27 protein-coding genes and 2 tRNA genes are annotated in these 24,686 nt (G+C 65.0%); 13 read left to right on the top strand and 16 right to left on the bottom strand.

All coding sequences use genetic code 11. From position 1 onward, the window contains the following. Window positions 1-74: 74 nt before the first annotated feature. Window positions 75-1,769 (top strand): Stk1 family PASTA domain-containing Ser/Thr kinase, encoded by a 1,695-nt coding sequence (pknB, locus tag AB4079_RS08385; RefSeq protein ID WP_441786826.1) that lies wholly within the window; start codon window positions 75-77, stop codon window positions 1,767-1,769. Window positions 1,770-1,789: 20 nt separating this feature from the next. Here the strand turns inward: pknB and AB4079_RS08380 are convergent, their stop codons facing one another. Next, complete coding sequence (locus AB4079_RS08380) at window positions 1,790-2,428, bottom strand: anthranilate synthase component II (protein WP_441786825.1); 639 nt, start codon at window positions 2,426-2,428, stop codon at window positions 1,790-1,792. A gap of 157 nt (window positions 2,429-2,585) precedes the next feature. Continuing rightward, window positions 2,586-3,353, bottom strand: a complete 768-nt coding sequence (locus AB4079_RS08375; RefSeq protein WP_441786824.1) for a class E sortase — start codon at window positions 3,351-3,353, stop codon at window positions 2,586-2,588. 110 nt (window positions 3,354-3,463) lie between these two features. Here AB4079_RS08375 and AB4079_RS08370 point away from each other — a divergent pair, with 110 nt between their 5' ends. After that, window positions 3,464-3,724 carry a cell division protein CrgA gene (locus AB4079_RS08370; RefSeq protein ID WP_441786823.1) on the top strand — a complete coding sequence of 87 codons (261 nt, stop codon included), beginning with the start codon at window positions 3,464-3,466 and terminating at the stop codon, window positions 3,722-3,724. 220 nt (window positions 3,725-3,944) lie between these two features. On the opposite strand, the gene AB4079_RS08365 is transcribed toward AB4079_RS08370, so the two are convergent. After that, window positions 3,945-4,799 carry a rhomboid family intramembrane serine protease gene (locus tag AB4079_RS08365; RefSeq protein ID WP_441786822.1) on the bottom strand — a complete coding sequence of 285 codons (855 nt, stop codon included), beginning with the start codon at window positions 4,797-4,799 and terminating at the stop codon, window positions 3,945-3,947. Between the two features lie 37 nt (window positions 4,800-4,836). Beyond that, window positions 4,837-5,376 carry a peptidylprolyl isomerase gene (locus AB4079_RS08360; protein ID WP_441786821.1) on the bottom strand — a complete coding sequence of 180 codons (540 nt, stop codon included), beginning with the start codon at window positions 5,374-5,376 and terminating at the stop codon, window positions 4,837-4,839. 122 nt (window positions 5,377-5,498) lie between these two features. Here AB4079_RS08360 and AB4079_RS08355 point away from each other — a divergent pair, with 122 nt between their 5' ends. Continuing rightward, on the top strand, window positions 5,499-6,062 hold the full coding sequence (locus tag AB4079_RS08355) for a hypothetical protein (RefSeq protein WP_441786820.1): 564 nt from the start codon (window positions 5,499-5,501) through the stop codon (window positions 6,060-6,062). Next, a complete protein-coding gene (locus tag AB4079_RS08350; protein WP_441786819.1) occupies window positions 6,001-6,342 on the top strand; it encodes a PspC domain-containing protein in 342 nt (113 codons plus the stop codon). Before AB4079_RS08355 ends, AB4079_RS08350 begins: the two co-directional genes overlap by 62 nt. On the opposite strand, the gene AB4079_RS08345 is transcribed toward AB4079_RS08350, so the two are convergent. Next, the gene (locus AB4079_RS08345) at window positions 6,339-6,764 is read right to left on the bottom strand and encodes an NUDIX hydrolase (protein WP_441786818.1); all 426 of its coding nucleotides are present in this window, start codon (window positions 6,762-6,764) and stop codon (window positions 6,339-6,341) included. The genes AB4079_RS08350 and AB4079_RS08345 overlap by 4 nt on opposite strands. A 47-nt stretch (window positions 6,765-6,811) precedes the next feature. Here AB4079_RS08345 and AB4079_RS08340 point away from each other — a divergent pair, with 47 nt between their 5' ends. Beyond that, window positions 6,812-7,675 carry an Fpg/Nei family DNA glycosylase gene (locus tag AB4079_RS08340; RefSeq protein ID WP_441786817.1) on the top strand — a complete coding sequence of 288 codons (864 nt, stop codon included), beginning with the start codon at window positions 6,812-6,814 and terminating at the stop codon, window positions 7,673-7,675. A 49-nt stretch (window positions 7,676-7,724) separates the two neighbouring features. Further along, a complete protein-coding gene (locus tag AB4079_RS08335) occupies window positions 7,725-8,486 on the top strand; it encodes a DUF3800 domain-containing protein (protein ID WP_441786816.1) in 762 nt (253 codons plus the stop codon). 61 nt (window positions 8,487-8,547) lie between these two features. On the opposite strand, the gene AB4079_RS08330 is transcribed toward AB4079_RS08335, so the two are convergent. Continuing rightward, window positions 8,548-8,982 (bottom strand): rhodanese-like domain-containing protein, encoded by a 435-nt coding sequence (locus AB4079_RS08330; protein WP_441786815.1) that lies wholly within the window; start codon window positions 8,980-8,982, stop codon window positions 8,548-8,550. Between the two features lie 93 nt (window positions 8,983-9,075). Here AB4079_RS08330 and AB4079_RS08325 point away from each other — a divergent pair, with 93 nt between their 5' ends. Beyond that, a complete protein-coding gene (locus tag AB4079_RS08325; protein WP_441786814.1) occupies window positions 9,076-9,540 on the top strand; it encodes an Lrp/AsnC family transcriptional regulator in 465 nt (154 codons plus the stop codon). A gap of 27 nt (window positions 9,541-9,567) precedes the next feature. Here the strand turns inward: AB4079_RS08325 and AB4079_RS08320 are convergent. The 10 genes from AB4079_RS08320 to dnaA all read right to left on the bottom strand — a co-directional run bounded on the left by AB4079_RS08320 (window position 9,568) and on the right by dnaA (window position 20,496). Next, a tRNA-Ala gene (locus tag AB4079_RS08320) sits at window positions 9,568-9,640 on the bottom strand. An 11-nt stretch (window positions 9,641-9,651) separates the two neighbouring features. After that, window positions 9,652-9,728 (bottom strand) — tRNA-Ile (locus tag AB4079_RS08315). A 50-nt stretch (window positions 9,729-9,778) separates the two neighbouring features. Beyond that, the gene (locus tag AB4079_RS08310) at window positions 9,779-10,192 is read right to left on the bottom strand and encodes a DUF3566 domain-containing protein (protein ID WP_441786813.1); all 414 of its coding nucleotides are present in this window, start codon (window positions 10,190-10,192) and stop codon (window positions 9,779-9,781) included. After that, on the bottom strand, window positions 10,182-12,731 hold the full coding sequence (gene gyrA, locus AB4079_RS08305; RefSeq protein WP_441786812.1) for a DNA gyrase subunit A: 2,550 nt from the start codon (window positions 12,729-12,731) through the stop codon (window positions 10,182-10,184). The genes AB4079_RS08310 and gyrA overlap by 11 nt, the downstream gene beginning before the upstream one ends. Before the next feature lie 48 nt (window positions 12,732-12,779). Then, window positions 12,780-14,783: a DNA topoisomerase (ATP-hydrolyzing) subunit B gene (gene gyrB, locus AB4079_RS08300; RefSeq protein ID WP_441786811.1), complete on the bottom strand. Its 2,004-nt coding sequence runs from the start codon at window positions 14,781-14,783 to the stop codon at window positions 12,780-12,782. A 123-nt stretch (window positions 14,784-14,906) separates the two neighbouring features. After that, entirely contained in the window at window positions 14,907-15,395 is a 489-nt protein-coding gene (locus tag AB4079_RS08295) for a DUF721 domain-containing protein (RefSeq protein ID WP_441786810.1), read from the bottom strand. Beyond that, window positions 15,388-16,554, bottom strand: a complete 1,167-nt coding sequence (gene recF / locus AB4079_RS08290; RefSeq protein ID WP_441786809.1) for a DNA replication/repair protein RecF — start codon at window positions 16,552-16,554, stop codon at window positions 15,388-15,390. The genes AB4079_RS08295 and recF overlap by 8 nt, the downstream gene beginning before the upstream one ends. Window positions 16,555-16,576: 22 nt before the next feature. Next, window positions 16,577-17,464, bottom strand: coding sequence for a phosphogluconate dehydrogenase (NAD(+)-dependent, decarboxylating) (gene gnd, locus AB4079_RS08285; RefSeq protein WP_441786808.1), 888 nt, complete (start codon window positions 17,462-17,464; stop codon window positions 16,577-16,579). Between the two features lie 40 nt (window positions 17,465-17,504). Beyond that, window positions 17,505-18,650, bottom strand: a complete 1,146-nt coding sequence (gene dnaN, locus AB4079_RS08280) for a DNA polymerase III subunit beta (protein WP_441786807.1) — start codon at window positions 18,648-18,650, stop codon at window positions 17,505-17,507. Between the two features lie 412 nt (window positions 18,651-19,062). Then, entirely contained in the window at window positions 19,063-20,496 is a 1,434-nt protein-coding gene (gene dnaA, locus AB4079_RS08275; protein WP_441786806.1) for a chromosomal replication initiator protein DnaA, read from the bottom strand. Window positions 20,497-20,955: 459 nt separating this feature from the next. Here dnaA and rpmH point away from each other — a divergent pair, with 459 nt between their 5' ends. Genes rpmH through rsmG form a run of 6 tightly spaced genes read left to right on the top strand, consistent with a single transcriptional unit; the run spans window position 20,956 to window position 24,107 of the window. After that, complete coding sequence (rpmH, locus tag AB4079_RS08270) at window positions 20,956-21,093, top strand: 50S ribosomal protein L34 (RefSeq protein WP_064110460.1); 138 nt, start codon at window positions 20,956-20,958, stop codon at window positions 21,091-21,093. Window positions 21,094-21,118: 25 nt separating this feature from the next. Then, window positions 21,119-21,514, top strand: a complete 396-nt coding sequence (gene rnpA, locus AB4079_RS08265) for a ribonuclease P protein component (protein ID WP_441786805.1) — start codon at window positions 21,119-21,121, stop codon at window positions 21,512-21,514. Continuing rightward, the gene (gene yidD, locus AB4079_RS08260) at window positions 21,511-21,858 is read left to right on the top strand and encodes a membrane protein insertion efficiency factor YidD (RefSeq protein WP_441786804.1); all 348 of its coding nucleotides are present in this window, start codon (window positions 21,511-21,513) and stop codon (window positions 21,856-21,858) included. Before rnpA ends, yidD begins: the two co-directional genes overlap by 4 nt. Before the next feature lie 9 nt (window positions 21,859-21,867). Further along, complete coding sequence (yidC, locus tag AB4079_RS08255) at window positions 21,868-22,839, top strand: membrane protein insertase YidC (protein ID WP_441786803.1); 972 nt, start codon at window positions 21,868-21,870, stop codon at window positions 22,837-22,839. 16 nt (window positions 22,840-22,855) lie between these two features. Then, a complete protein-coding gene (locus AB4079_RS08250; RefSeq protein ID WP_441786802.1) occupies window positions 22,856-23,464 on the top strand; it encodes a Jag family protein in 609 nt (202 codons plus the stop codon). 16 nt (window positions 23,465-23,480) lie between these two features. Continuing rightward, window positions 23,481-24,107: a 16S rRNA (guanine(527)-N(7))-methyltransferase RsmG gene (rsmG, locus tag AB4079_RS08245; protein WP_441786801.1), complete on the top strand. Its 627-nt coding sequence runs from the start codon at window positions 23,481-23,483 to the stop codon at window positions 24,105-24,107. Window positions 24,108-24,686: the final 579 nt, after the last annotated feature.

The following is a 24,686-nucleotide window of genomic DNA, read 5'->3' as shown; positions in this document are numbered from 1 at the left end:
CTGGGAACCGTCTGGGATTTCCCCAGCCGAGCCCCGCTACACTAACCGGAGTCAGCACCCAGAAGGAGTCCGCATTGAGCCCAGATAGCCGCCTGCTCGCAGGCCGATATCAGGTGGGCGAACTCATCGGCCGGGGCGGAATGTCCGATGTTCATCGCGGCACCGACAGCCGGTTGGGCCGTACCGTCGCGATCAAGCTGCTCAAGCCGTCGCTCGCGACGGATCCCGCCTTCCGCACCCGCTTCCGGCAGGAGGCGCAGGCCGCCGCGCGTATGACGCACCCCACGATCGTGCGCGTCTTCGACGCCGGTGAAGAGACCATCCGTGAGCCGAACGGTCACGAGGCGCAGCTGCCCTTCATCGTGATGGAGCACGTCGACGGCGTCCTTCTGAAAGATCTCATCAAGAAGGGCCCGCTCGACGTTCACGAGGCCGTGCGCATCACCGAGGGCATTCTGACGGCCCTCGAGTACTCGCACCGCGCAGGCGTGGTGCACCGCGACATCAAGCCAGGCAACGTCATGATCACCAAGACCGGTCAGGTCAAGGTGATGGACTTCGGCATCGCGCGGGCGATCAGCGACTCGTCCGCGACGGTCGCGCAGACGACCGCGGTTCTCGGAACCGCCAGCTACTTCTCGCCCGAGCAGGCGAAGGGCGAGTCCGTCGACGCCCGGACCGACCTCTATTCGACCGGTGTGGTTCTCTTCGAGATGCTCACCGGGCGGCCGCCGTTCCGTGGCGACACCCCGGTTGCGATCGCCTACCAGCACGTCAGCGAGACCGCGGTCGCCCCGAGCACCGTCAACCCCAAGATCTCACCGGCGATGGATGTCGTGGTCGCCCGCGCGATGACCAAGGACCGCTTCGAGCGCTACCAGACTGTCGCCGAGTTCCGTGCCGATCTGGAGGAAGCGGCCGCGGGCCGCGTTCCGAAGCGCAAGCACGAGGACGAACTCGCCGAGACGCTGTTCGGCGCACCGCCCAGCTCGGTCTCCGGCCCGGAGGCCGCGTTCCGCCAGCTGGCCGAAGACCAGACGATGACGCGCACGCAACGTCGCCCACCGGTCATCTGGATCTGGGCCGGCATCGCCATCATGGCCGTCGTCATCATCGCCGTTCTCGGCTGGGTGCTCCGGATCGCGCCGAGCACCACGATGCCCGACACGTCACGCAAGGTGCCGAACCTCTCCGGGCAGACGCTCGACAAGGCCACCGCCCAGCTCAACGAAATGAAGCTCAAGTGGGCGCAGACCACTGAATCCAGTCCCACCTATGCGCAGGGCCAGGTCATCCGTACCGATCCGGGTGCCGGGATCGTCGTGGCCACGGGCGACACCATCACCGTCTATGTCTCGACCGGCAAGAAGGCGGTATCCGTGCCGGACGTGCACAACATGACGGTGGATGCCGCCACGCAAGCGCTCCAGCAGGCCGGCTTGACGGTCGGGCCTACGACGTCCGAGAACTCTGCCAGTGTTCCCGCCAACGTCGTGATCTCGACCGATCCTGCACCGAACGCCTCGGCCCACGAGGGCGATGCGATCGGTCTGCACGTCTCCAGTGGCAAGGTCACACTCACAGATCTGACGGGTCAGACCATCCAGGCCGCCACGGGCATCCTGTCCCAGCTGGGCCTGACGGCGAATCCCAAGCCAGACCCGACCTGCCCGCAGCAGAAGGGCGCGACCATGGTGCACACGCAGTCCGTCGTGCCCGGGGATGTTCCCCAGGGGTCGACGGTCGATCTGACGTACTGCTCGGGCTGAGCCCGCCCGAACGTCGGAAATCAGCCCAGCTTCACCAGCGGATTGAGCGACCGGGATGCAGCCGCGGCACCCTCCAGGCCGGCGATCTCGAGCCAGTTGCCCAGCATCCGGTAGCCGCCCTCTGTGAGCACGGACTCCGGATGGAACTGGACGCCGTAGATGGGCGCCTCCCGGTGCTGCAGTGCCATGATCACGCCACCGGGCGTCCGCGCCGTCACGTTGATCTCGTCCGGAAGCGTCCCGTCGACGACGGCGAGGGAGTGGTACCGGGTCGCCGTGAACGGCTGCGCGACGCCGTCGAACAGTGGGCTGTCGTCGTGGCCGACCTGCGACGTCTTGCCGTGCATGAGCTCCTCGGCGTTGGTGACCACACCGCCGAAAGCCTCCGCGATCGCTTGATGGCCGAGGCACACCCCGAGCAGTGGCTGACCGGTGGCCAGGGCGAGCTCGACGACCGAGATCGACACGCCTGCATCCGCGGGCTTCCCCGGGCCGGGCGAGATGAGCACCGCGTCGTACGCAGCGAGCCTCGCCGGCAGCTCCTCCACGGGGATGTCGTCGTTGCGCACCACGTCAGTTTCAGCGCCCAGCTCCAGCAGGTAGCCGTTCAGCGTGTAGACGAAGCTGTCGTAGTTGTCGATGACGAGTACGCGAGTCACGTGCCCACGGTACCTTCCTGGGGGCCGAGGAGCGAATCCACCCAGGGAAACACCCAGGTCACGAGTGCAAACAACACCACGGCGACGAGGACGAGAACGATGAAGAGGCGGACCCACCAGGGCCCGGGCAGCACCCTCCACAGAGCTCCGTACACGGTCAGCCTCCCTGCCCGACCGCGGCGGCGATCTCTGTCGGGACGTCCTGTGGAGGAGCGAACGCCTGGAACACGCTGTATGCGATGAGCCGCTCACCCGCGTGGAATGGCGGATTGCACGTCGTGATGGTCATGAAACGCTCCACCGGGGTCGCCGCGGGCTGTCGTGGCACGGGCAGCAGGACGCCGACCGCCGACGGCTGGACGTATTCGAAGTTGCGGAAGGTGTAGGTGTACCAGCCATCCGGGGTCTGCACGTAAATGGGGTCGCCGATGTGCAGCTTCGAGAGGTCGATGAAGGTGTTGCCCCACCCCGAGTCGTGGCCCGCGACGGCGAAGTTGCCGACCTGACCGGGCATCTGGGTATCGACGTAATGGCCGACCCCAGCGGTGTAGCTGTTGAGCACGCGCTCGGTGTCGACCGTTTGACGGATGACGCGCTTCCAGTCCGCGCCGAGCCGGGGGATATAGAGGACAGCAAACGGCTGGTACGCCTCCGGCGCCGCCATCACCGGCGGTTCGACCTGGGCGGCCTCCGTGTCTGGAGCAGGCTTCGGGGCCTTCAGCGCGTCGTCCACCCACTTCTTGCTCTGCTCGGCGGCAGCGGTCGTCTGCTGGCCGGCCAGAACCAGGTTGTTCCACCAGATCTGCCAGCCCAGAAAGAGCAGGACCAGTACGCCCGCAGTGATGAGCAGTTCACCGAGCACCCCGACCACCGTGGGTCGCCGGTGCGGTCGGCGGCGCCGGCGCACACGGGTGTCCTCGGTCATGTGTCAGATTCTAGGGAGCGTCGCTGTGAATCGACAGCGCGCGGATCCGGCGCCTCCCCTGTACGGGGGGCTCAGGAAGCTCGGCACCTTCCCCGCTACACTGTGGTGCTATGGCACGCAGCAATTCGAAGACGAAACCCGAGCGACCCGCCCGCGCCGAGCGACCGGCCGCGGCATCCGGAGAAGACGCTCCCAACCCGGTGTGGTTCAAGCCGGTGATGTTCGGCTTCATGCTGCTCGGCCTCATCTGGATCATCGTCTTCTACGTGAGCCAGAATCAGTACCCGATCCCTGCGCTCGGGGCCTGGAACATCCTCGTGGGCTTCGGTATCGCGTTCATCGGCTTCCTGATGACGACGCGCTGGCGGTAGCACCCACCTTTCCCGTGCCTCGAGCCCGGGTCGGCACTCGCCGGCCCGGGCTCGATGTTTTCCACAGTTCTCCACAGGTGCCCTGTGAACAGTTGCCGCGCGTTCGACTCCGGTTTCCCCAGTGTTAATAAGCCTGTGGAGAGTTACAGTCGTGTAATTACCCACATTGTTAATAAGCCTGTGGATAACTTATCCACGCCTTGTGGGAAGTCCCGACCCGCTACACGAAGAAGTGCACCAGGCTCAACGCGATCAGGATGAGGCAGAACACCACCAGGAGCGGTACCTGCCAGCCGCGTCGCCGCACTTGACGCGTCTCGACGAAGATGAGGCCGACCAGAAAGCCGCCGATCAGGCCACCGACATGGGCCTGCCACGCGATGTTGAACCCCGGGAGGAAACCGATCCCCAGGTTCAGGGCGAGCAGGATCAGCATCTGCGTGCCGTTGCCGCCCAGGCGACGCTGGATGATGAAGAACGCGCCGAACAGGCCGAAGATCGCCCCCGATGCACCGACGACGGGCACGACCGGCGACGCGAGCAGCAGCACGCCGACCGATCCGGCGAAACCACTGATCAGGAAGAGGGCGAGATAGCGCGCCCGGCCGAGGACCGGCTCGAGCGCCATCCCGAACACCCACAACGTGTACATGTTGAGCGCGAGGTGGATGACGTTGGCATGCGCGAAGATGCTCGTGAACATCCGCCACGGTTCGAACGCACCCGAGACGGCTGCCGGATACGAGTAGGCACCGGCGTAGCGCAGCGCGTTCGTCACCTGGAGGCCGAGCAGGTCACCCAGTGTCTGAATGATGAAGACCACCACGCAGAGCGCGATGATGGCGTACGTGACAACCGGCGCGCCGGCTCCGGTGAAGCGTGTCAGCCACGCCGGCTTGGTGCGGGGATGCGTCGCCCGCTGTTCGGCCATGCACTCCGGGCACACCACTCCGACGGCTCCCGGCGTCTGGCACTGGGGGCAGATGGTGCGGCCGCACCGCTGACAGAGCACGTAGCTCTCGCGGTCTGGGTGACGGTAGCAGTGGTTCGCGTGCGCGTCGACGGGCTGAGTCATCTGGTGCGCTCGCCCGTCTTCGCTCCCCCGCCTGGTCTCAGACCTGCTCGATGTCGATCGACTCGATGACGACGTCGTCGAGCGGCCGGTCGCGTGCGTCGGTCGGCACTTCGGCGAGCTTGTCGACGATCTTGCGGGACGCGTCGTCCGCGACCTCACCGAAGATGCTGTGCTTCCCCTGCAGCCAGGTGGTCGGCGCCACCGTGATGAAGAACTGCGAGCCGTTCGTCCCGCGCCCGCCCTGAATGCCCGCGTTCGCCATCGCCAGGATGTACGGCTGGGTGAAGTCGAGCTCCGGGTTGATCTCGTCGTCGAACTGGTAGCCGGGACCGCCGACGCCCTGACCCAGCGGGTCGCCGCTCTGGATCATGAAGCCCGGAATGATGCGGTGGAAGATCACACCGTCGTAGAGCGGCGCCGTGGACTTCTCGCCCGTGGCGGGATGCGTCCACTCGATCTCACCCGTCGCCAGGCCGACGAAGTTCCGCACCGTCTTCGGAGCGTGATTGCCGAAGAGGTTGACCTTGATGTCTCCATAGTTAGTGTGGAGCGTGGCGACAGCGGTGTGCTTAGACATGCCACCAATTCTTGCACAGGGCGTATAGAGGACTTGGGCGGGCTCGGGAGCTCTCGGGCCATCCCCAGCCCTTTCGGTGGCAAGATGGAGTCAGTCGCCACCCCGACTCGACGGAGGAACAGATGAGCCTGACACGGAAGCGCACGAAGGAGCTCAAGCGACTGCGCAGCGGAGCCGAGGACCTGTGGACCCAGCAGCAGGAGGTGCTGGCCAACGCCAACGCTCTCGCGGCGGAGGCCCGGAAGCAGGCGGCGTACTACACGCGCGAGGAGATCGCACCCAAGGTCCGCGACGGGTACGACCAGTACGTGCGCGTTCCGACGGACAGCGCGAAGGCCACTGCCGGCCGTTATGCGGGTCAGGCGCGGGAGCGTGTCGTACGCGACGTCATCCCGGCGGTCGGCACCGCGGTCGGAACGGCGCTCTCCGTCGTCGACCACGCGCGTGCGGCTCGTGCGGCCGCGATGGCAGGCGAGTTCAAGAAGGCCGGCAAAGAACTGACGAAAAAGACGCAGGCGGCCACTCAGAAGTCGGGCCCCGGCGCCGGAACCGTCATCGCCGTCGGCCTCGGCGTCATCGCGGCAGTCGGACTGCTCTACGCGGTCTGGCAGACCTTCCGCGCCGATGACGAGCTGTGGGTCGCCGACGAGGAGCCGACGACTCCGGCAACCGAGCCCCTGCCGTAGCCGAGGGCAGCGACCCCGAGTGTGTTTTCGGGGGTTTCCCCGATGGTGGGGCGACCTCCGTGCTGAGACGCTGGAGAGCATGAACACTCTTTATCGTCCCACCGAAGGTCGCGTCCTCGCGGGCGTCTGTGCTGGTCTCGCTCTCCGTTTCGGATTGCGGCCATGGACTGTGCGCGTGCTCTTCCTGCTGTCCTGCCTGCTCCCGGGTCCGCAGTTCATCGCCTACATCGTGATGTGGATCATCATGCCGGGCGAGCAGCGTCGGCCGACGACCGTCTAATCCGCGGCGCGCAGCCCGGCCATTCCGAGCGCGATGTCGACGAGTTCGACCCGTCGCTTCGGGATGCTGGCCAGCGGAAACCAAGCCGCCTCGTCGGTGGTGCCTTCACGTTCGTTCGTGAGGCTGCCGCCGACGAGGCTGGCGCGGTAGACGATTCTGAGGGCGTGCAACGGGCCTGCCTTCGGCACGAACCGGTGCTCGGCCGGGATCACCTTCGAGTCGATCCCCAGCAGAGGTCCGGCCTCAGCTGAGTAGCCGGTCTCCTCGGCGATCTCGCGGACGACCGCCTCCACCGGGTCCTCCCCCGGATCGATGCCGCCGCCCGGGAGCGTCCAGCCGGAACGACCGCTCTCGTTCCAGTGGGCCAGCAGGATACGATCGCCGTCGGTGATGACGCCGTAGGCCGCGACTCTGATATCCACCGCCTCACACTACTGCGATGTCGGAGGACGGGGGCAGACTAGGGGTGATGCCCGAACTTCCGGAAGTCACCGCTCTCGCCGCCGACCTCGATGGCCGGTTGAAGGGTCGCGTCATCGACAAGTTGAGCATCACCGCCTTCCCCGCCCTGAAGACGTTCGACCCGCCCGTCGATGCGCTCCGCGGGCTGACCATCGCGGGCGTGGGCCGCCGGGGCAAGTTCCTCGACATCACGGCCGGCGAGCTGCACCTGGTGGTGCACCTGGCCCGAGCCGGCTGGATCCGCTGGCGCGCCACCCCACCACCCCCTGCGACAGGCAGACTCGGCAAAGGGCCGCTCGCTGCTCGGCTGGTGCTCGACGACGGCACCGGCCTGGACATCACCGAGGCCGGAACCAAGAAGAGCCTGGCCATCTATGTGGTCCACGACCCCGACGAGGTTCCCGGAATCGCTCGACTCGGCCCCGATCCCCTCGATGCCTCATTCACCGAGGATGCGTTCGCCGCCATCCTGGCTGAGCAGGGCCGCGCGCAGATCAAGGGCGTGCTGCGCAACCAGTCGCTGATCGCCGGCATCGGCAACGCGTACTCGGACGAGATCCTGCACGTCGCGAAGATGTCGCCGTACAAGCCGTCGAACATGCCGGCGGACGACGTGTCCCGTCTCTACCTCGCGATGCAGTCGACGCTGCGGGAGGCGCTGGCTCGAGCCGACGGCCTGGCCGCTTCGGAGCTGAAAAGCGAGAAGAAGTCGAACCTGCGGGTGCACGGGCGCACCGGTCAGCCGTGCCCCGTCTGCGGAGACACGATCCGCCAGGTCATCTTCCACGACTCGACGTTCCAGTACTGCCCGACCTGCCAGACCGGCGGCAAACCACTCGCCGACCGCGTCCTCTCCCGCCTGCTCAAATAGCGGACGCCGTCGCAATAGCGAAGATCGCGTAGCCCTATTATCTGGGATCGTGCACCTTGTCTACATCGATGAATCGGCCCGCGACGATCGCTTCTACTTCTTTGGCGCGCTGATCGCGGATGCGCGCGCAATTCGACTGATCGAGGACGGCATGAACGGAGTCGGGACGCTGCTAGCCCGCAACGTGTCGTCATTCGACCCGCATTCCGAGTTCCACGCAGTCGACATCGTCCATGGCAAGGGCGCTTGGGCAGCCGTCCCGACCGCCTGGCGGATAGAGGCCTGTGATCTCGTCGCCAAGATCCTGGCTCGCTCGTCCGCGAAGTTCCTCTTCCGCGGAATCGACTTAGCCGCGCAGCGGGTTCGCTATTCGCGACCGTTTCCGGCTCACCTCCTTGCGCTGGCTCACACCCTCGAGGACATTCACATGCGACTCGATCGGCTAGAGGAGGGCGACATGGGTCTCGTTCTTGCAGACCAACACCATGCCGCCGCGAACGCACGCAGAAGCTTGCGGAACTTCAAACTGGCAGCCGTCCCGGGGTACACCTCTCGAAGGCTGGCCCGAATTGCGAACACCATCTACTTCGGCCCCTCTCACGAGAGCCGCCTGCTCCAGGCGGCCGACGTCGCGACCTACTTTCTCAACCGGCACCTCACGGTCGACGAAAAGGACGCGCGCGCTGCCAAAGCAGTCCAGAAGATCGTCTCCAACGTCCGGGCAATCACCGTGAGCGAGTACGTATGGTCCCCCGACGCAAAACACAACGCCCCGCGGCAGCGGGGCGTTGGCAGGGTGCGGGAGGCCTAAGCGTCCTGCAGGAACAAGATTAGCGCATGAGGCGGGCACATGGTTCCGCCCGGAACACCCGTCAGCAGGCGCAGTCGATCGCGCCGACCGGCGCGGTGAGGGCGTCCGGCGTACGGAGGACCGGGCCGCCGTCGTCCACGACGGGCAGCCCTTCGCGCGACCAGTATTCGAAGCCTCCGATCATCTCCCGCACCTCGTAGCCCAGGATGCTGAAGGCCAGCGCGGCACGAGTGGAACCGTTGCATCCCGGACCCCAGCAGTACACCACCACCGGAACACCCTCGGGGATCAGCTGCGCCGCCCGCGCGGCGATTTCGGCGGTCGGCAGGTGGATGGCGCCGTCGATGCGTCCTTGGCGCCAAGCGGACTCCCCCCGGCTGTCCACCAGCACCATGTCTTCACCCATGTCCATGGCGGCCTTGACGTCCGACGGGTCGGTCTCGAATCGCAGCTTGGCGGCGAAATGTCTGGTGGCTTCCGAAGGGATGGTCGTCATGCTTTCGAGGCTACGGACATCCGACCCTCGCCTGAATAGACGATCGACGGCGTTGACGCCCCGTCGCCGACGATGTCGTGGCAGAATCGCCGAATGGCCGTCAGTCTTCCATTCGTTGCGGACAGCGTCGACCGGGCGCTCCTCGCTGAGCTGCAGCGCGACGGTCGGCAGTCGATCGCCGAACTCGCCCGTACCGTCCACATGTCGAACAGTGCGGTCGCCGAGCGTGTCCGCCGACTAGAAGAGGTCGGCGTCGTCGCCGGGTACCGGGCCGTCGTCGATCCGGAACGCCTCGGCTACGGAGTGCTGGCGTTCCTGCGCCTCCGCTACCCGAGCAGCCAATACAAGCCGCTGCACGACCTTCTCGTGGACATCCCGGAGGTCGTGGAGGCGCACCATGTCACGGGCGACGACTGCTTCATCCTGAAGGTCGTCGCGACCTCGATGCGGCACCTCGAGCAGGTGAGTGGTCGCGTCGGAACCCTCGGCAGTGTGACGACGAGCGTCTCGTACTCGAGTCCGTTCCCGACCCGGCCGATCGTGCCCCCGGCCGACTAAGCGAAACCGGTGACATGCAAAAAATTGTGGAGCCTAGGAGATTCGAACTCCTGACATCCTGCTTGCAAAGCAGGCGCTCTACCAACTGAGCTAAGGCCCCAAAGACAAGGTTGGTGGGGATACGAGGACTTGAACCTCGGACCTCTTCGTTATCAGCGAAGCGCTCTAACCGCCTGAGCTATATCCCCGAATGGGCAGATACGAGACTACCCGATCTGCCCAGGCATTGCGAAATCGGTCAGTTGTTGGTGAAACCGACCAGAAGACCGCCTGTGATCTTCACCGAGAGGTTGTACAGGAGCGCGAAAACTGCTCCCAGCGCGGTGACCACGACGATGTCGAGGATGGCCACGATGAGCGAGAAGCCCATCACCTGACCGAGCCCCAGGATCGAGCGGAGGTCGTTGCCGCCGGTTCCTGAGATGTCCTTGAACAGGTTGTTCACCTGGTCGAAGATGCCGGTGCGGTCGAGCACCGTCCACACCAGGAAGGTGCCGACGACCGCGATGATCGCCAGGCAGACGCCTGCGAGGAACGACAGCTTCACGGTGGACCAGAAGTCGATGTAGACCAGCTTCAGGCGCACCTGCTTGGCGGATGCGGGTCGACGGGTCGACTTCTTGGCGAGTTTGTCGGCGACGCTACTGCTCATCTACGGTTTCTTCCTTCCCGACCGCCTCAGCATCCTCCGCGGGAATGGAGGACTCGAGGTCGCGTTCGGTGTTCTTGGCCAGAGCGATGATCTTGTCCGACTCGGCAAAACGTGCAAAGACGACACCCATGGTGTCACGGCCCTTGGCAGGTACCTCGGCCACGGCAGAGCGTACCACCTTGCCACTGGCAAGAACCACAAGGACCTCGTCGTCCTCGCCGACGATGAGGGCACCCACCAGGTCGCCCCGGTCATCGTTCAGCTTGGCGACCTTGATGCCCAGTCCGCCGCGGTTCTGCAGCCGGTACTGGTCGGCGGCGGTCCGCTTCGCGTAGCCGCCCTCGGTGACGACGAACACGTATCCCTCGTCGGAGACGACCGACGCATCGAGCAGGCTGTCCTCACCACGGAAGTGCATTCCGATCACACCTGAGGTGGAGCGGCCCATCGGTCGCAGCGCCTCATCGGAAGCCGTGAACCGGATCGACATTCCCTTGCGCGACACCAGCAGCAGGTCGGAGTCCTCTTCGACCAGCAGTGCGGAGACGAGTTCGTCGCCCTCGCGCAACTTGATCGCGATGATGCCGCCGGTGCGGTTGGTGTCGTACTCGGACAGCGCCGTCTTCTTGATCAGACCGTCACGGGTAGCGAGCACCAGGTACTTCGCCACCTCGTAGTCGCGAATGTCGAGGATCTCGGCGATCTGCTCGTCCGGCTGCAGCGCGAGAAGGTTGGCGATGTGCTGTCCCTTGGTGTCGCGGCCGGCCTCCTGCACCTCGTAGGTCTTGGCGCGATAGACGCGTCCCTGGTTGGTGAAGAACAGCAGCCAGTGATGCGTGGTGGTCACGAAGAAGTGGTCGACCACATCCTCACCGCGCAGCTGGGCGCCCTTGACGCCCTTGCCGCCGCGGTGCTGACTGCGGTAGTTGTCGCTTCGGGTGCGCTTGATGTAGCCGCCGCGGGTGACGGTGACGACCATCTCCTCTTCGGGGATGAGGTCTTCGACGCTCATGTCGCCGTCGTAGCCGAACATGATCTCGGTGCGGCGGTCGTCGCCGAACCGGTCGACGATCTCGGTGAGCTCCTCGCTCACGATCGACCGCTGGCGCGCCGGGTCGTCGAGGATGGCGTGGAACTCCGCGATCAGCTTCTCGATCGCCTCGGCCTCTTCGATGATCTTCTGGCGCTCCAGAGCGGCCAGGCGGCGCAGCTGCATCGCGAGGATCGCATCCGCCTGCACGTCATCGACGTCGAGCAGACCCTTCAGGCCCACGCGTGCGTCGTCGACCGTGGCGGAACGGCGGATGAGCGCGATCACCTCGTCGAGCGCGTCGAGCGCCTTCAGGTAGCCGCGCAGGATGTGCGCTCGCTCCTCCGCCTTGCGCAGGCGGTAGCGGGTGCGTCGGACGATCACTTCGATCTGGTGGTCGACCCACGCGGTGATGAACCCGTCGAGCGACAGCGTGCGCGGCACGTTGTCGACGATCGCGAGCATGTTCGCGCCGAAGTTCTCCTGCAGCTGGGTGTGCTTGTACAGATTGTTCAGGACGACCTTGGCGACCGCATCCCTCTTGAGCACGATGACCAGTCGCTGACCGGTACGTCCGGAGGTTTCGTCGCGGATGTCGGCGATGCCGCCGATGCGCCCTTCCTTCACCAGGTCGGCGATCTTGATCGCCAGGTTGTCCGGGTTCACCTGGTACGGCAGCTCGGTGACCACCAGGCAGACGCGTCCCTGGATCTCCTCGATGGTGACCACGGCCCGCATCGTGATCGACCCGCGACCCGTGCGATAGGCATCGTGGATGCCCTTGACGCCCAGGATCTGCGCACCGGTCGGGAAGTCCGGGCCCTTGATCCGCTTCATCAGCTCTTCGAGCAGCTCTTCGCGGGGCGCGTCGGGGTTCTCCAGGTGCCAGAGTGCTCCGGAGGCGACCTCGCGCAGGTTGTGCGGCGGGATGTTGGTGGCCATGCCGACCGCGATGCCGACCGAGCCGTTGACCAGCAGGTTCGGGAAGCGGCTGGGCAGAACGGCCGGCTCCTGGGTGCGACCGTCGTAGTTGTCCTGGAAGTCGACGGTGTCCTCGTCGATGTCGCGGACCATCTCGAGGGCAAGCGGAGCCATCTTGGTCTCGGTGTACCGCGGGGCGGCAGCGCCGTCGTTTCCGGGCGAGCCGAAGTTGCCCTGGCCGAGGGCCAGCGGGTACCGGAGGCTCCACGGCTGGACGAGGCGTACCAACGCGTCGTAGATGGCGGTGTCGCCGTGCGGGTGGAACTGCCCCATCACGTCGCCGACGACGCGGGCGCACTTGGAGAACGCCTTGTCAGGTCGGTAGCCCCCGTCGAACATCGCGTAGATGACGCGTCGGTGCACCGGCTTCAGGCCGTCGCGCACCTCGGGCAGCGCGCGCCCGATGATGACCGACATGGCGTAGTCGAGGTACGACCGCTGCATCTCCGACTGGAGGTCGACCTGGTCGATCCTCCCGTGGATGCCGAAACCGGCCCCGTCGCCCGACACGTTCTCTTCGTCCGTCACAGTCTTCTCTTCCTCGTAGTCCGTCTGCAGTTCATCGGCGCCGAAGCGTCAGATGTCGAGGAACCGCACGTCCTTGGCGTTCTTCTGGATGAACGAGCGTCGGGATTCGACATCCTCGCCCATCAGGGTGGCGAAGACCTCGTCGGCCACCGCCGCGTCATCGAGCGTGACCTGGAGCAGGGTCCGCGTCTCCGGGTTCATCGTCGTCTCCCACAGCTCCGAGTAGTCCATCTCGCCGAGACCCTTGTAGCGCTGCACCCCGTTGTCCTTCGGGATGCGCTTGCCGGCGGCGAGTCCCTCGGCCATCAACGCGTCGCGCTCGCGGTCGGAGTACACGTACTCGTGCTCAGCGTTCGACCACTTGAGGCGGTAGAGCGGCGGCTGCGCGAGGTACACGTAGCCGAGCTCGATCATCGGGCGCATGTAGCGGAACAGCAGCGTCAGCAGCAGCGTCGTGATGTGCTGGCCGTCGACGTCGGCGTCGGCCATGAGCACGATCTTGTGGTACCGAGCCTTCTCGGGGTTGAAGTCCTCGCCGATGCCGGCACCGAACGCCGTGATCATCGCCTGGACCTCGTTGTTGCCCAGAGCGCGGTCGAGCCGCGCCTTCTCGACGTTCAGGATCTTGCCTCGTAGCGGCAGGATCGCCTGCGTCTCCGGATTGCGGCCCTGCACGGCGGAGCCGCCGGCCGAGTCGCCCTCCACGATGAAGATCTCGGAGAGTGTCGGGTCCTTCGACTGGCAGTCCTTGAGCTTTCCGGGCATGCCGCCGCTCTCCAGCAGCCCCTTGCGGCGAGCGGTCTCGCGCGCCTTACGAGCGGCGAGGCGAGCGGTCGCCGCCTGGAGCGCCTTACGGATGATGTCCCTGGCCTGGTTGGGATTGCGATCGAACCAGTCGCCGAGCTGGTCGCCGACCACCTTCTGCACGAAGGCCTTCGCCTCGGTGTTGCCGAGCTTGGTCTTGGTCTGTCCCTCGAACTGCGGCTCCGCGAGCTTGATCGAGATCACGGCGGTCAGTCCCTCGCGCACATCGTCGCCGGAGAGGTTCTCGTCCCTCTCCTTGAGGATGCCCTTCTCGCGTGCGTACCGGTTGACGAGTGTCGTCAGCGCCGCGCGGAAGCCCTCCTCGTGGGTGCCGCCCTCGTGCGTGTTGATCGTGTTCGCGTAGGTGAAGACGCTCTCGTTGTAGCTCGTCGTCCATTGCATGGCGACCTCGAGCGCGATCTTCCGGTCGGTGTCCTCCGACTCGAACGAGATGATCTCGTCGTGCACGACCTCCGCCTTCTTCACCGAGTTGAGGTAGTGGACGTAGTCCATCAAGCCTCGCTCGTAGAGGAACACGTCGCTCCGAGGAGCGAACTCGTCGTCGTCGACCTCACCCTCGACCGGTTCGATCGCCGGCGGACGCTCGTCGGTGAGGGCGATGCGCAGCCCTTTGTTGAGGAAGGCCATCTGCTGGAACCGGGTACGGAGGGTCTCGTAGTCGAATTCGACGGTCTCGAACGTCTCGGAACTCGGCCAGAAGGTGATCGTCGTGCCGGTCAGCTCCGTCGCCTCGCCCTTTTCGAGCGGCGCTTCCGGCACTCCGTTGCGGTAGCTCTGGCGGTACACGTTGCCCTGGCGGCGGACTTCGACGTCCAGCCGGGCGGAGAGCGCGTTGACGACAGAGCTGCCCACGCCGTGCAGACCACCGGACACCGCGTATCCACCGCCGCCGAACTTTCCGCCGGCATGCAGGATGGTGAGCACGACCTCGACCGTCGACTTCTTCTCTACCGGGTGGATGTCGACGGGGATGCCGCGACCGTTGTCCACGACCCGCACAGCGCCGTCGGACAGGATGGTCACCTCGATGTTGTCCGCCTCGCCCGCGAGAGCCTCGTCGACCGAGTTGTCGACGATCTCGTAGACCAAGTGATGCAGACCGCGGGGACCGGTCGAACCGATGTACATTCCGGGTCGCTTGCGGACGGCTTCCAGACCTTCGAGGACCTGGATCTCATTCGCGCCGTATTCGTGTTTTTCCCGGGCCGTGTTCGGTTCCATCGTCATATGAAATTAGGCTCCTGACCGCACTCAATCGTGACAGTTGAGTCTACCAAGGCCTGGCGGTCGAAATGCCGGAAAACGGCCGTCTGACGCATTTTCTGCGCCCTGTCGACCTCTTTTGTGCTCTCAGCCGTAAGTATCGCGCGGGCCACGCCCTGGAATCGACCTGGGGCCTCTTTTCCAGGAGGGGGCGTCCGGCCCTTGAAAACGGATTGACTCGATGCCCGCCTGTGGGAACTTCTCGGCGATCCGCACGAGGAGTTCCGAGCGCATCATCCTGAGCTGTGTCGCCCACGCTGTCGACTCGCACCGGATGACGAGAACGCCGTCGGTGATCTGGTCCGGGATGGCGTGTTTGGCGGTCTCCTCGCCGGCGAGTTCCCGCCAGCCCTCGAGCAGATCCGACTGCGCGAGGGCCGACGTCCAGCCGAGCTGAGCGGCCAGCGCATCCATCACGTCGCCGACCCCGTGCGGGTCACGTCCGCTACCGAATGGCCGGCTGGTGGACTCGCCCTCCGCCCGGCCGGACGTGCGCTTCCGTCGAGCCGGCGTCCCGGTGAAGAGCGACTTCAGCCGGAGATACACGGCCGAAGCCTCGCTGAGCTGATCAGGCATCCGGGGCCTCCACGATCGCACCCGCGTCGATCCGCACGGTGTGCGCCGTGAGTTCGTCGGGCACATCGTCGAAGACCGCCGCCGTGATGAGCACCTGCTCGTAACCGGCTACAGCGGTTGCAAGCATCCGCCTCCGCGCCTGGTCGAGCTCGGCGAACACGTCGTCGAGGATGAGAACCGGGTCACCGGTCGTGGACTCGAGACGCAACAACTCGGCCGATGCCAGCTTGAGCGCGAGCGCGAACGACCACGACTCACCATGACTCGCGTAACCTTTCGCGGGCAGACCATTCAGCTCGAACAGAACGTCGTCGCGGTGCGGACCGACGAGCGTGAGCCCCCGGTCCAGCTCTTTCCGGCGGACGGCGGTCAGGGCACGACGGAACGCCTCCGCCGTAGCGACACCGGCTGAGCCCGTTACATCGTCGCCTCCGCTTTCGTCATCGTCCTCGACATGGGCGCCGTAGATGGTCAGCTGCGGGACCAGTCGCGGGTGGTGATCGTCGCCAGCAACCGAGCGGTATGCCGCGACCAGCGGGTCGCTGAGCCGGGAGACCAGCTCGAGCCGCGCATCCATCAACTCGGAACCCAGCTGGATGAGCCGCTCATCCCAGATGTCGAGGGTACCGAGCTGGTCCTCGCGGACCCGCGACGCACGCGCCGACTTCAGCAGGGTATTTCGCTGTTTCACCACGCGCTCGTAGTCGGCGATTACGGCCGAGAATCGGGGGTTGCGCTGAATGAGCAGCTGATCCAGGAACCGCCGGCGGATCCCCGGCTCGCCGCGGACCAGCGCCAGGTCCTCCGGCGCGAACAGAACGCTCGAGAAGTACCGTGGGAGCTCGCGCGGCTTGATCGCTCCCCGATTCACCTGCGCCCGATTGGGTGAACTGCGGTTGAGCTGCATCTCGACCAGCAACTCACGGCCGTCGTGCTGGATGCGCGCCCGCACGATGGCGGCGTCCGCATCCTTTCGGATCATCGCCTGATCGCTTGACACCCGGTGCGACCCGAGGGTGCTCAGGTAGCCGAGCGACTCGACGAGGTTGGTCTTACCCTGGCCGTTGCGGCCGACGAAAAGATTCGCGCCGGCCGCGAACGGCACCTCCGCAGTGCGGTAGTTGCGGAAGTCGGTCAGGGAGAGATGTGTGACACGCACAGAGGTTTTCGGTCGCGGATTCTCAGTCCACAGCCTTGACCGCGTGGCCACCGAACTGGTTGCGCAGCGCGGCGACGGCCTTCATGGCCGGCGAGTCCTCCTGGCGGGAGACGAAGCGAGCGAAGATCGAGGCGCTGATCGTGGGGACCGGGACGGCGTTGTTGAGCGCCTCCTCCACGGTCCAGCGGCCCTCGCCGGAGTCCTGAACGTACCCCTCGATGTGCTCGAACTCGGGGTCCTGCTCGAGGGCACGGACCAGGAGGTCGAGCAGCCAGGAGCGCACAACGGTTCCCCGCTGCCACGCCTTGAAGGTCCCGGTGACGTCCTTGATGATGTCCTTGCGCGTGTCAAGGAGCTCATAGCCCTCGGCATACGCCTGCATGAGTGCGTACTCGATGCCGTTGTGCACCATCTTGGCGTAGTGCCCGGCGCCGACCTCGCCGACGTGGACGAATCCCTCGTCGCGGGGTCCCTCGGGGCGGAGCGCGTCGAAGACGGGCATCACCCGCTGCACCTGCTCGGCGGAGCCGCCCACCATCAGGCCGTAGCCGTTCTCGAGGCCCCAGATGCCGCCGGAGACGCCGACGTCCATGAAGTCGACGCCGCGCGGCGCGAGCAGCTCGGAGTGTGCGAAGTCCTCGGTGAACTTGGAGTTGCCACCGTCGATGACGAGGTCGCCCTTCTCGAGCACCGGCTCGAGCTCGCGGATGACCGAGTCGGTGACCTGGCCGGCGGGAACCATCACCCACACCGTGCGGGGCGCGGGGAGGGCTGCGACCAGGTCGGCCACAGTGGCGACGTCCGAGACATCCGGGTTGGTGTCGTAACCGGTGACGTCGATGCCGTTCTTCTCGAGCCGGGCACGCATGTTGTTGCCCATGCGTCCGAGACCGATGAGGCCGATGTGCATGATTGTCCTTCTCTTCTCTTGCTTCTACCGAGGCCGAGCGCTAGCGCAGGAGCAGGTTCGGCTGGAGCAGATACTTGTACGAATCCGCTCCTGCCTGATCCTTGGACGTCTGGCTCGTGATGAGCACAGGGCCCGGCTTGTTGGGGTTCTCGGTCTTCGTGAACGAGATGCGCACGAACTCCGAGTGCACCGCCCCGAGACCATCGAGCAGGAACTGCGGCTTCAATGAAACCACCGTCTCCTGGCCAGTGAGAAGAGCGTCGATGCTCTCGGATGCCTGCGCCTGCTCGGAACCGATCGCTTCCAGCGTCAATCCGTCGGCGGTGAAGGTGTAACGGAGCGCGGCCTCGCGCTCGAGGACGAGGGCGACGCGGCGAGTCGCCTCGATGAGCTCCGCGGTGTTCATCACCGCGTAGTTGTCCACCTGCTCCGGGAAGAGTCGCCGGACCGGCGGGAAGTTGCCCTTGATCAGCAGCGAGGTGACCGTCTTGCGGTCAGCGGTGAAAGCGATCAGCTCGCGGTCGTCGCGGTTGGTGATCGAGATCGAGACGTTGCCGCTGTGACCGAAGGTCTTGCCGATCTCGGTCAGCGTGCGCGCCGGGACGAGCGCCGTCACCGACTCACCGGACGTGGTGCCGTTGTCCCAGTCGATCTCCCGCACGGCCACCCGGTAGCGGTCTGTGGCGACCAGGCCGAGAGTGTTGTCTCCGACTTCGAGCTGCACACCGGTGATCACCGGAGTGACATCATCCCGGGAGGCGGCGACACCCACCTGCGCGACAGCCTGCGCGAACTCTTCGGCGGGTACGAGGCCGGCCGCTGCGTCGACCTGCGGGATGCTCGGGTATTCCTCGACCGGCATGGACAGCAGAGTGAAGTTGGCCGACCCTGCCCGGACGACGATCTTCGAGTCCTCGGTCGAGAAGCGCACCGGGGCATTCGGGAGCTTCGAGGCGATCTCCGCCAGAAGCCGGCCGGAGACGAGCACGCGACCCGGCTCTTCGACATCCGCGGCGATCTGGGTCTGCGCCGACACTTCGTAGTCGAACGACGAGAGTTGAAGTCCGTTCTCCGTCGTCTCGATGAGCACACCGCTCAGGATCGGCAGGGTCGTCCGCTGCGGAAGGAGCTTCACCGCGAAGGAGACGGCCTCGCTGAACACATCCCGATTGGCTTGGAACTTCACGAAGTCACCTCTGTCGGCTCACGGATAACGGACGTGACAAATCCTAGCCCCTGGCCTGTGACGCTGAAGAGGTGAGCGCCCGACCCCCTGAGGTTGTCGTCCGCCCCCATAGAGAAGAGTTAAGAAGTAATCGTGTTAACCGCTGTGGAAACTGTGGATAACTCTGTCGGGGCCGCACGATCACAGGGAACTACACCCTGGTGAGTTGTTGATGAGCTGAGGAATCCGCCTGTTCACAAGGGTGTGAGGGGGAGGCGCCGACCGATCGGTTTGCACAGGACGTTGGTCTCCGTCCCCATTAAAGGTGTAGTTCTCCGGAAGCTCTCCACAAGTTATCCACACGTGTTAATAACGCATTGTCCCCACTCTGGGGATGGATTTGTGGATAAGTTCTGCGTTATCGACGGCGTGGCTACTTGCCGTAGCGGTGGTTCTGTTTGATCCGACTCGTCAACTCGGTCACCTGGTTGTAGATCGAGCGACGCTCCTTCATGAGCTCGCTGATCTTCTTGTTCGCGTACATCACAGTGGTGTGATCGCGACCGCCGAACAGTTGCCCGATCTTCGGGAGTGACAGGTTGGTGAGCTCGCGGCAGAGATACATGGCGATCTGGCGCGCCGTGGCGACGGCCTGCGAACGGCTCGAGCCGTACAGGTCATCGACGCTCAGCTTGAAGTACTCGGCAGTGTTCGTGATGATGTCCGTCGGAGCGATCACATTGTCGTCGTCGAGGGTGATCAGGTCCTTGAGCACCGTCTGGACGAGCGGCATGTCGACCGGCGTGCGATTGAGGCTGGCGAACGCGGTAACGCGGATCAGCGTGCCTTCTAGCTCGCGGATGTTGCTCGACACCTTGGACGCCATGAACTCGAGAATGTCGTCGGGGACCTGGATCTTCTCGCTCTGCGCCTTCTTGCGCAGAATCGCTATGCGGGTCTCCAGGTCGGGCACCTGGACGTCAGTGATGAGGCCCCACTCGAAGCGCGACCGCATGCGGTCCTCGAAGCCGGTGAGATGCTTCGGCGGCAGGTCGGACGTGATGACCACCTGCTTGTTGTGGTCGTGCAGCGTATTGAAGGTGTGGAAGAACGCCTCCTGCGTCTCGACGGCCCTCTGCAGGAACTGGATGTCGTCGATCAGCAGGATGTCGATGTTGCGGTACCGGGCCTGGAAGGACGAGCCCCGGTTGTTCGCGATCGAGTTGATGAAGTCGTTCGTGAACTCCTCCGACGACACGTACCGCACCCGGATGCCGGGATACAGGCTCATCGCGTAGTGCCCGATGGCGTGGAGGAGGTGGGTCTTGCCCAGCCCTGAGTCTCCATAGATGAAGAGCGGGTTGTAGGCCTTCGCCGGCGCCTCGGCCACGGCGACCGCGGCCGCGTGGGCGAAACGGTTGGACTGACCGATGACGAAGTTGTCGAAGCTGTACTTGGAGTTGAGCCGGGTGTCGCCGCCGCGTGGGGGCGCCGTGATCTCGGCAGGCGCGTTGACCATGGGCGCCGCGGCCTGGTCGATGTAGGTCGGCGCGGTGTCGGACTCCCCGACCGGACCGGCCATCGTCTCCTGCTGGATCTCCGGGTTGACGACGATCGCGAAGGTGTTGACCGCGAGTGCCTCGTCGAGTCCGCCGATGGCGTTCAGGAGGGGGAGGCGGCTGCGCTGCTCGATCATCCCCCTGGTGAATTCGTTGGGCACCTCGAGGTAGAAGGTGCCGGCCATGATGCCCTTGGGCTCGACGAGACTGAGGAACCCGTATAGCTGGGGGGTGATGCGGTCGTCCGTCTCGAGCTTGCCGAGCACGTCCTGCCATGCCGCAGCTATCGGCTCTTCGCTGCCTGCCATCGTTCCCCGTTTTCGTCTGTGTCTGCGTCGGTGTTGCGGATGCCGTCAGCCCGACGAAGGGACGAGTCGACCCCCGGTGACTCTCGTCGGGTTGGCGGCTCTGATGCCGCCGGTGGGTATTCACAGAGTTATCCACCGCTGTGTGAGGAATACCGTAGCGATCTCCAGGCAGAATTGGGATGGCCTGGGGATAACTTTTGACCTCACGGTAACTTGTCCACAGAAGCTCGATCAAATCCGTTCGGCGGCATACGTCGGCGCGTCGGCCGCCGCTTCCCTGCCAATACCGTGCATAATCAGTGGATTTGAGTCGATCGGTTTGACCTCGTCCGTACCGAGGCCGTAGTTTTAATCAGTTGACTTGCAGCCGTTACGGCTGCCCTGAAACTTTCCCGGGCTCCCCGCTGACCTTCATTTCTCAGCACGGGCCTGTGAAGAGACCACCACGGAGATAGAGACATGAGCAAGAGAACGTTCCAGCCGAACAACCGCAAGCGCGCGAAGACCCACGGCTTCCGCCTTCGCATGCGCACCCGCGCCGGCCGCGCCATTCTTTCGGCGCGCCGCAGCAAGGGCCGCACCAAGCTCTCCGCCTGACCCTTCTTCGAAAGACGGCCGGCCGGTGCTTGCGAAGGCCAATCGCATCACGCGGGGGGCGGACTACCGGGCGACGGTACGACGAGGGACTCGTTTCTCCGGAACGAACACCCTGACGTACATTCGCTCGAACCCCGACTCCGACGTGGTGCGATTCGGCTTCATCGTCAGCAAAGCGGTGGGAAACGCGGTGACGCGAAACCTCGTGCGTCGTCGACTCAAAGCAGCGGCGTACGACCTTCTCCCCCGGTTCGCCGGCGATGAGGCGGCCACTGGGGCAGATGTCGTCGTGCGCGCATTACCAGCCTCCGTACAAGCGCCGTGGGCTAGCCTGCACGAAGAGCTGTCCCGGGCGTCGCTCCGGTACAGCAGCCATCGTCACACCAGCCGAAGCCACACCAGTAAGGGCATCCGTCCATGACCACCGCGATCGCAGCAGTGCTCCTCGCGCCGCGGAACGTCGCGGTGCTGGTGTTGCGCGCATATCGCGCTGTGATCTCACCGCTGTACGGCGACGTCTGCCGGTACTACCCGTCGTGTTCCGCGTACGCGCTCCAGGCGATTCAGCAGCACGGCGTGCTCGTGGGGTCGTACCTCGGGATCCGTCGCATCCTCCGCTGTCATCCGTGGGCAGCGGGCGGAGTCGACGACGTGCCGCCGGCGAGGAAGCCGCGGTACCGCGTGACGCCCTTCGGTTTCGTCGTCGCCGCAAGCCAGCACCGCTTCATCAGCCAGGACGGCTTCATCAGCCAGGGAAAGGCCTAGCCACAAGACATGCCTGACATCATCGGACTCGTCCTCTGGCCCATCAAATGGGTCGTGGAGCTGATCCTGGTCGCCTTCCACTGGTTGTTCACGCAGATGGGTCTGGACCCGGCGGCCGGCATCACGTGGGTGCTCGCCATCGTGGGTCTGACGGTCGTCGTGCGTGCCGCGCTCATCCCGATCTTCGTCCGGCAGATCAAGAATCAGCGACGGATGCTGGAGATCGCGCCGCAGCTGAAGAAGATCCAGGACAAGTACAAGGGCAAGAAGGACCAGTTCTCGCGTGAGGCGATGTCGCGCGAGACGATGGAGTTGTACAAGAAGACGGGCACCAACCCGCTGAGTTCATGCCTCCCCCTTCTTCTTCAGATGCCTGTGTTCTTTTCGCTGTTCCAGGTGCTGAACGGTGCGCAGAGCGGCAAGGCGGGCGTTGGTCCGTTGAACGAGACGCTGGCCCTGCAGTTCGGAAACGCGACGCTTTTCGGCGTCGCTCCCCTGCACCAGAGCTTCCAGGGTGCGATGAACTCTCATCCCCCGCAGGTGGCGGTCATGATCATCGCGGCTGTTATGGTTATTCTGATGACCGGCTCGCAGTTCCTTACGCAGCTGCAGATCGTCTCCAAGAACATGTCGCCGGAGACCAAGGCGAGCCCGCAGTTCAAGCAGCAGCGGATTCTGCTCTACCTGCTCCCCTTCGTCTTCCTCTTCTCCGGTTTCGCCTTCCCGCTCGGTGTCATGTTCTACTGGCTGACCTCGAACTTGTGGACCATGGGTCAGCAGTTCCTCGTCATCCGCAACATGCCGACGCCGGGCTCCGACGCCGCCAAGGCTCGGGAGGCGCGTCTCGCCAAGAAGGGCAAACTCGTCCAGGCGGACGGTTCCACCGTTCTGACGGTCGAAGAGCAGCCGAAGAAGCAGCAGCCGACGCAGCGAGTACAGCCGGTCAGCAAGACGCGGGCCAAGAAGCAAGCAGGAAAGTAGTGAGGGTTTCGAACCGATGACCGACGTGCAGACCTCCTCCCCCGAGCCGAGCGATATGCCCGAGGCCGAAGACGTCAGCCAGTCGGCTGACGTGCGGGCGACGGATGGGCAGTCGCCGAGCGTCCCCGGGACGGATGGCGTAGAGGCTGGTCCTGAGAGCCTCGCTCCGGCCGACGTCGATCGCGAAGGCGATATCGCGGCGGACTACATCGAGGAGCTGCTCGATATCGCCGACATCGACGGCGACATCGACATCGACACCCGCAACGGCCGGGCCTACATCTCGGTGAACGCCGAGGGTGGATCGAATCTGTCCCTTCTGGCCAAGGCGGACACCGTCGCAGCGCTTCAGGAGCTGACCCGCCTCGCCGTGCAGAACCAGACGGGCGGGTACTCGCGCTTGATCTTGGACATCGCCGGCTCCCGCGAAGCCCGGCAGGGTGAGCTGGGGCAGCTGGTCGATCGCGCCATTGCGCGACTGGACGAGGGCGCTGCTGAGGCGGCACTCCCCCCGATGTCATCGTACGAACGCAAGCTCGTTCACGACCTCGTGTCTGAGCGAGGCTACGTTTCCACGTCTCGCGGCGAGGGACGCGACCGCTACACGGTCATCACCGCCGCCTGAGTTTCACGTGAAACCCGTGAGCGACGTCGAAATCGAACCTTCAGCGGCAGCGGCTCTCTTCGGAGACCGCATCGAGCTGGCCCGTCGCTTCACGGCGAACCTCTCGGACCAAGGGGAAGAGCGAGGTCTGATCGGCCCGCTCGAGCTTCCGAGGCTGTGGTCTCGGCACATCTTGAACTCGGCGATCGTTGCGCCGCTGCTTCGTCCTGGACTGGTGGGAGACGTCGGGAGCGGAGCCGGTCTGCCCGGTCTCGTCCTGGCAATCGCACGTCCCGACGTGTCGTTCGTGCTGATCGAACCGATGGAACGACGCGTGGCTTGGCTGACGGAGCAGGTCGCTGCGCTGGAGCTGGACAACGTCGACGTCGTACGGGACCGCGCCGAGGATGTGCGCCTCGACGGCCCGCTCGACCAAGTGACAGCGCGAGCGGTCAGCGCGTTCCGCAAGCTTCTGCCGCTGACCGCTCCCCTGCTTCGTGACGGTGGCGAACTGGTTCTGATGAAGGGCGCCGGCGCCCCGGCAGAGGTCGAGGCGGCCGCGAAGCAGATCCGTACCTACAAGGTGCACGACATTGAGGTGCTGACCCTCGGCGAAGGTGTCTTGAGCGAGGTAACGCGCGTCATCAGGGCCACCGTCCGCTGATCCGAAAGCTCCTTTTCGCCAGGAGGATGGCTCCCACACACGCGAAGCGCTTGCTTCAGTTGTGTCAGAGGCATCCTTAGCGCGAAAAGTGACAGTTGCGATCCGAAGCGTGAGCGCTTCCCGGTGGCTCGATTTGGGTCGGTACTAACCCGCAGAGCTCGGCTTCGCCCTTGCACCTCCCAGCGCCCATTCGGAAGGTCGTGGCGCCGTCATGAGCAAGAAGTGCGGTGCCCTGGTTCTGCGCGCCGCGCGCTGCGAGCGTGTTGTTGAAGCGGCGCGGTCCACCGGGTGCCCAGGATGAATGAGGATGGCTGGCCTGCGGATATGAAGCGGTCGTGCGTCATCACTGGACCGCGAGTGAAGCGGCCCCTCCTCCGAAGGACGAGCGACCGTTATGCAGACGGTTGCTCATCGGAGGGCGGCGTGGTCGTGGGCCGCGAGTAACGAGGTGCAACCGTCGCCGTGTCGCCGGCGTGACCAGCCGCGACCGCAGCTTCACGACTTGGAATCGCGTCCATGGGACGTTTGGAGCGAGTGTTCACGATGGCCGGAGGTTCGAGCAGCTCGCCTCAGCTCGAA

The sequence above is a fragment of the Leifsonia sp. 2MCAF36 genome, assembly GCF_052115525.1.
GTDB lineage: Bacteria > Actinomycetota > Actinomycetes > Actinomycetales > Microbacteriaceae > Leifsonia.
Note: the sequence above shows the minus strand (reverse complement) of the source record. Positions and strands in the feature narration are given on the sequence as shown.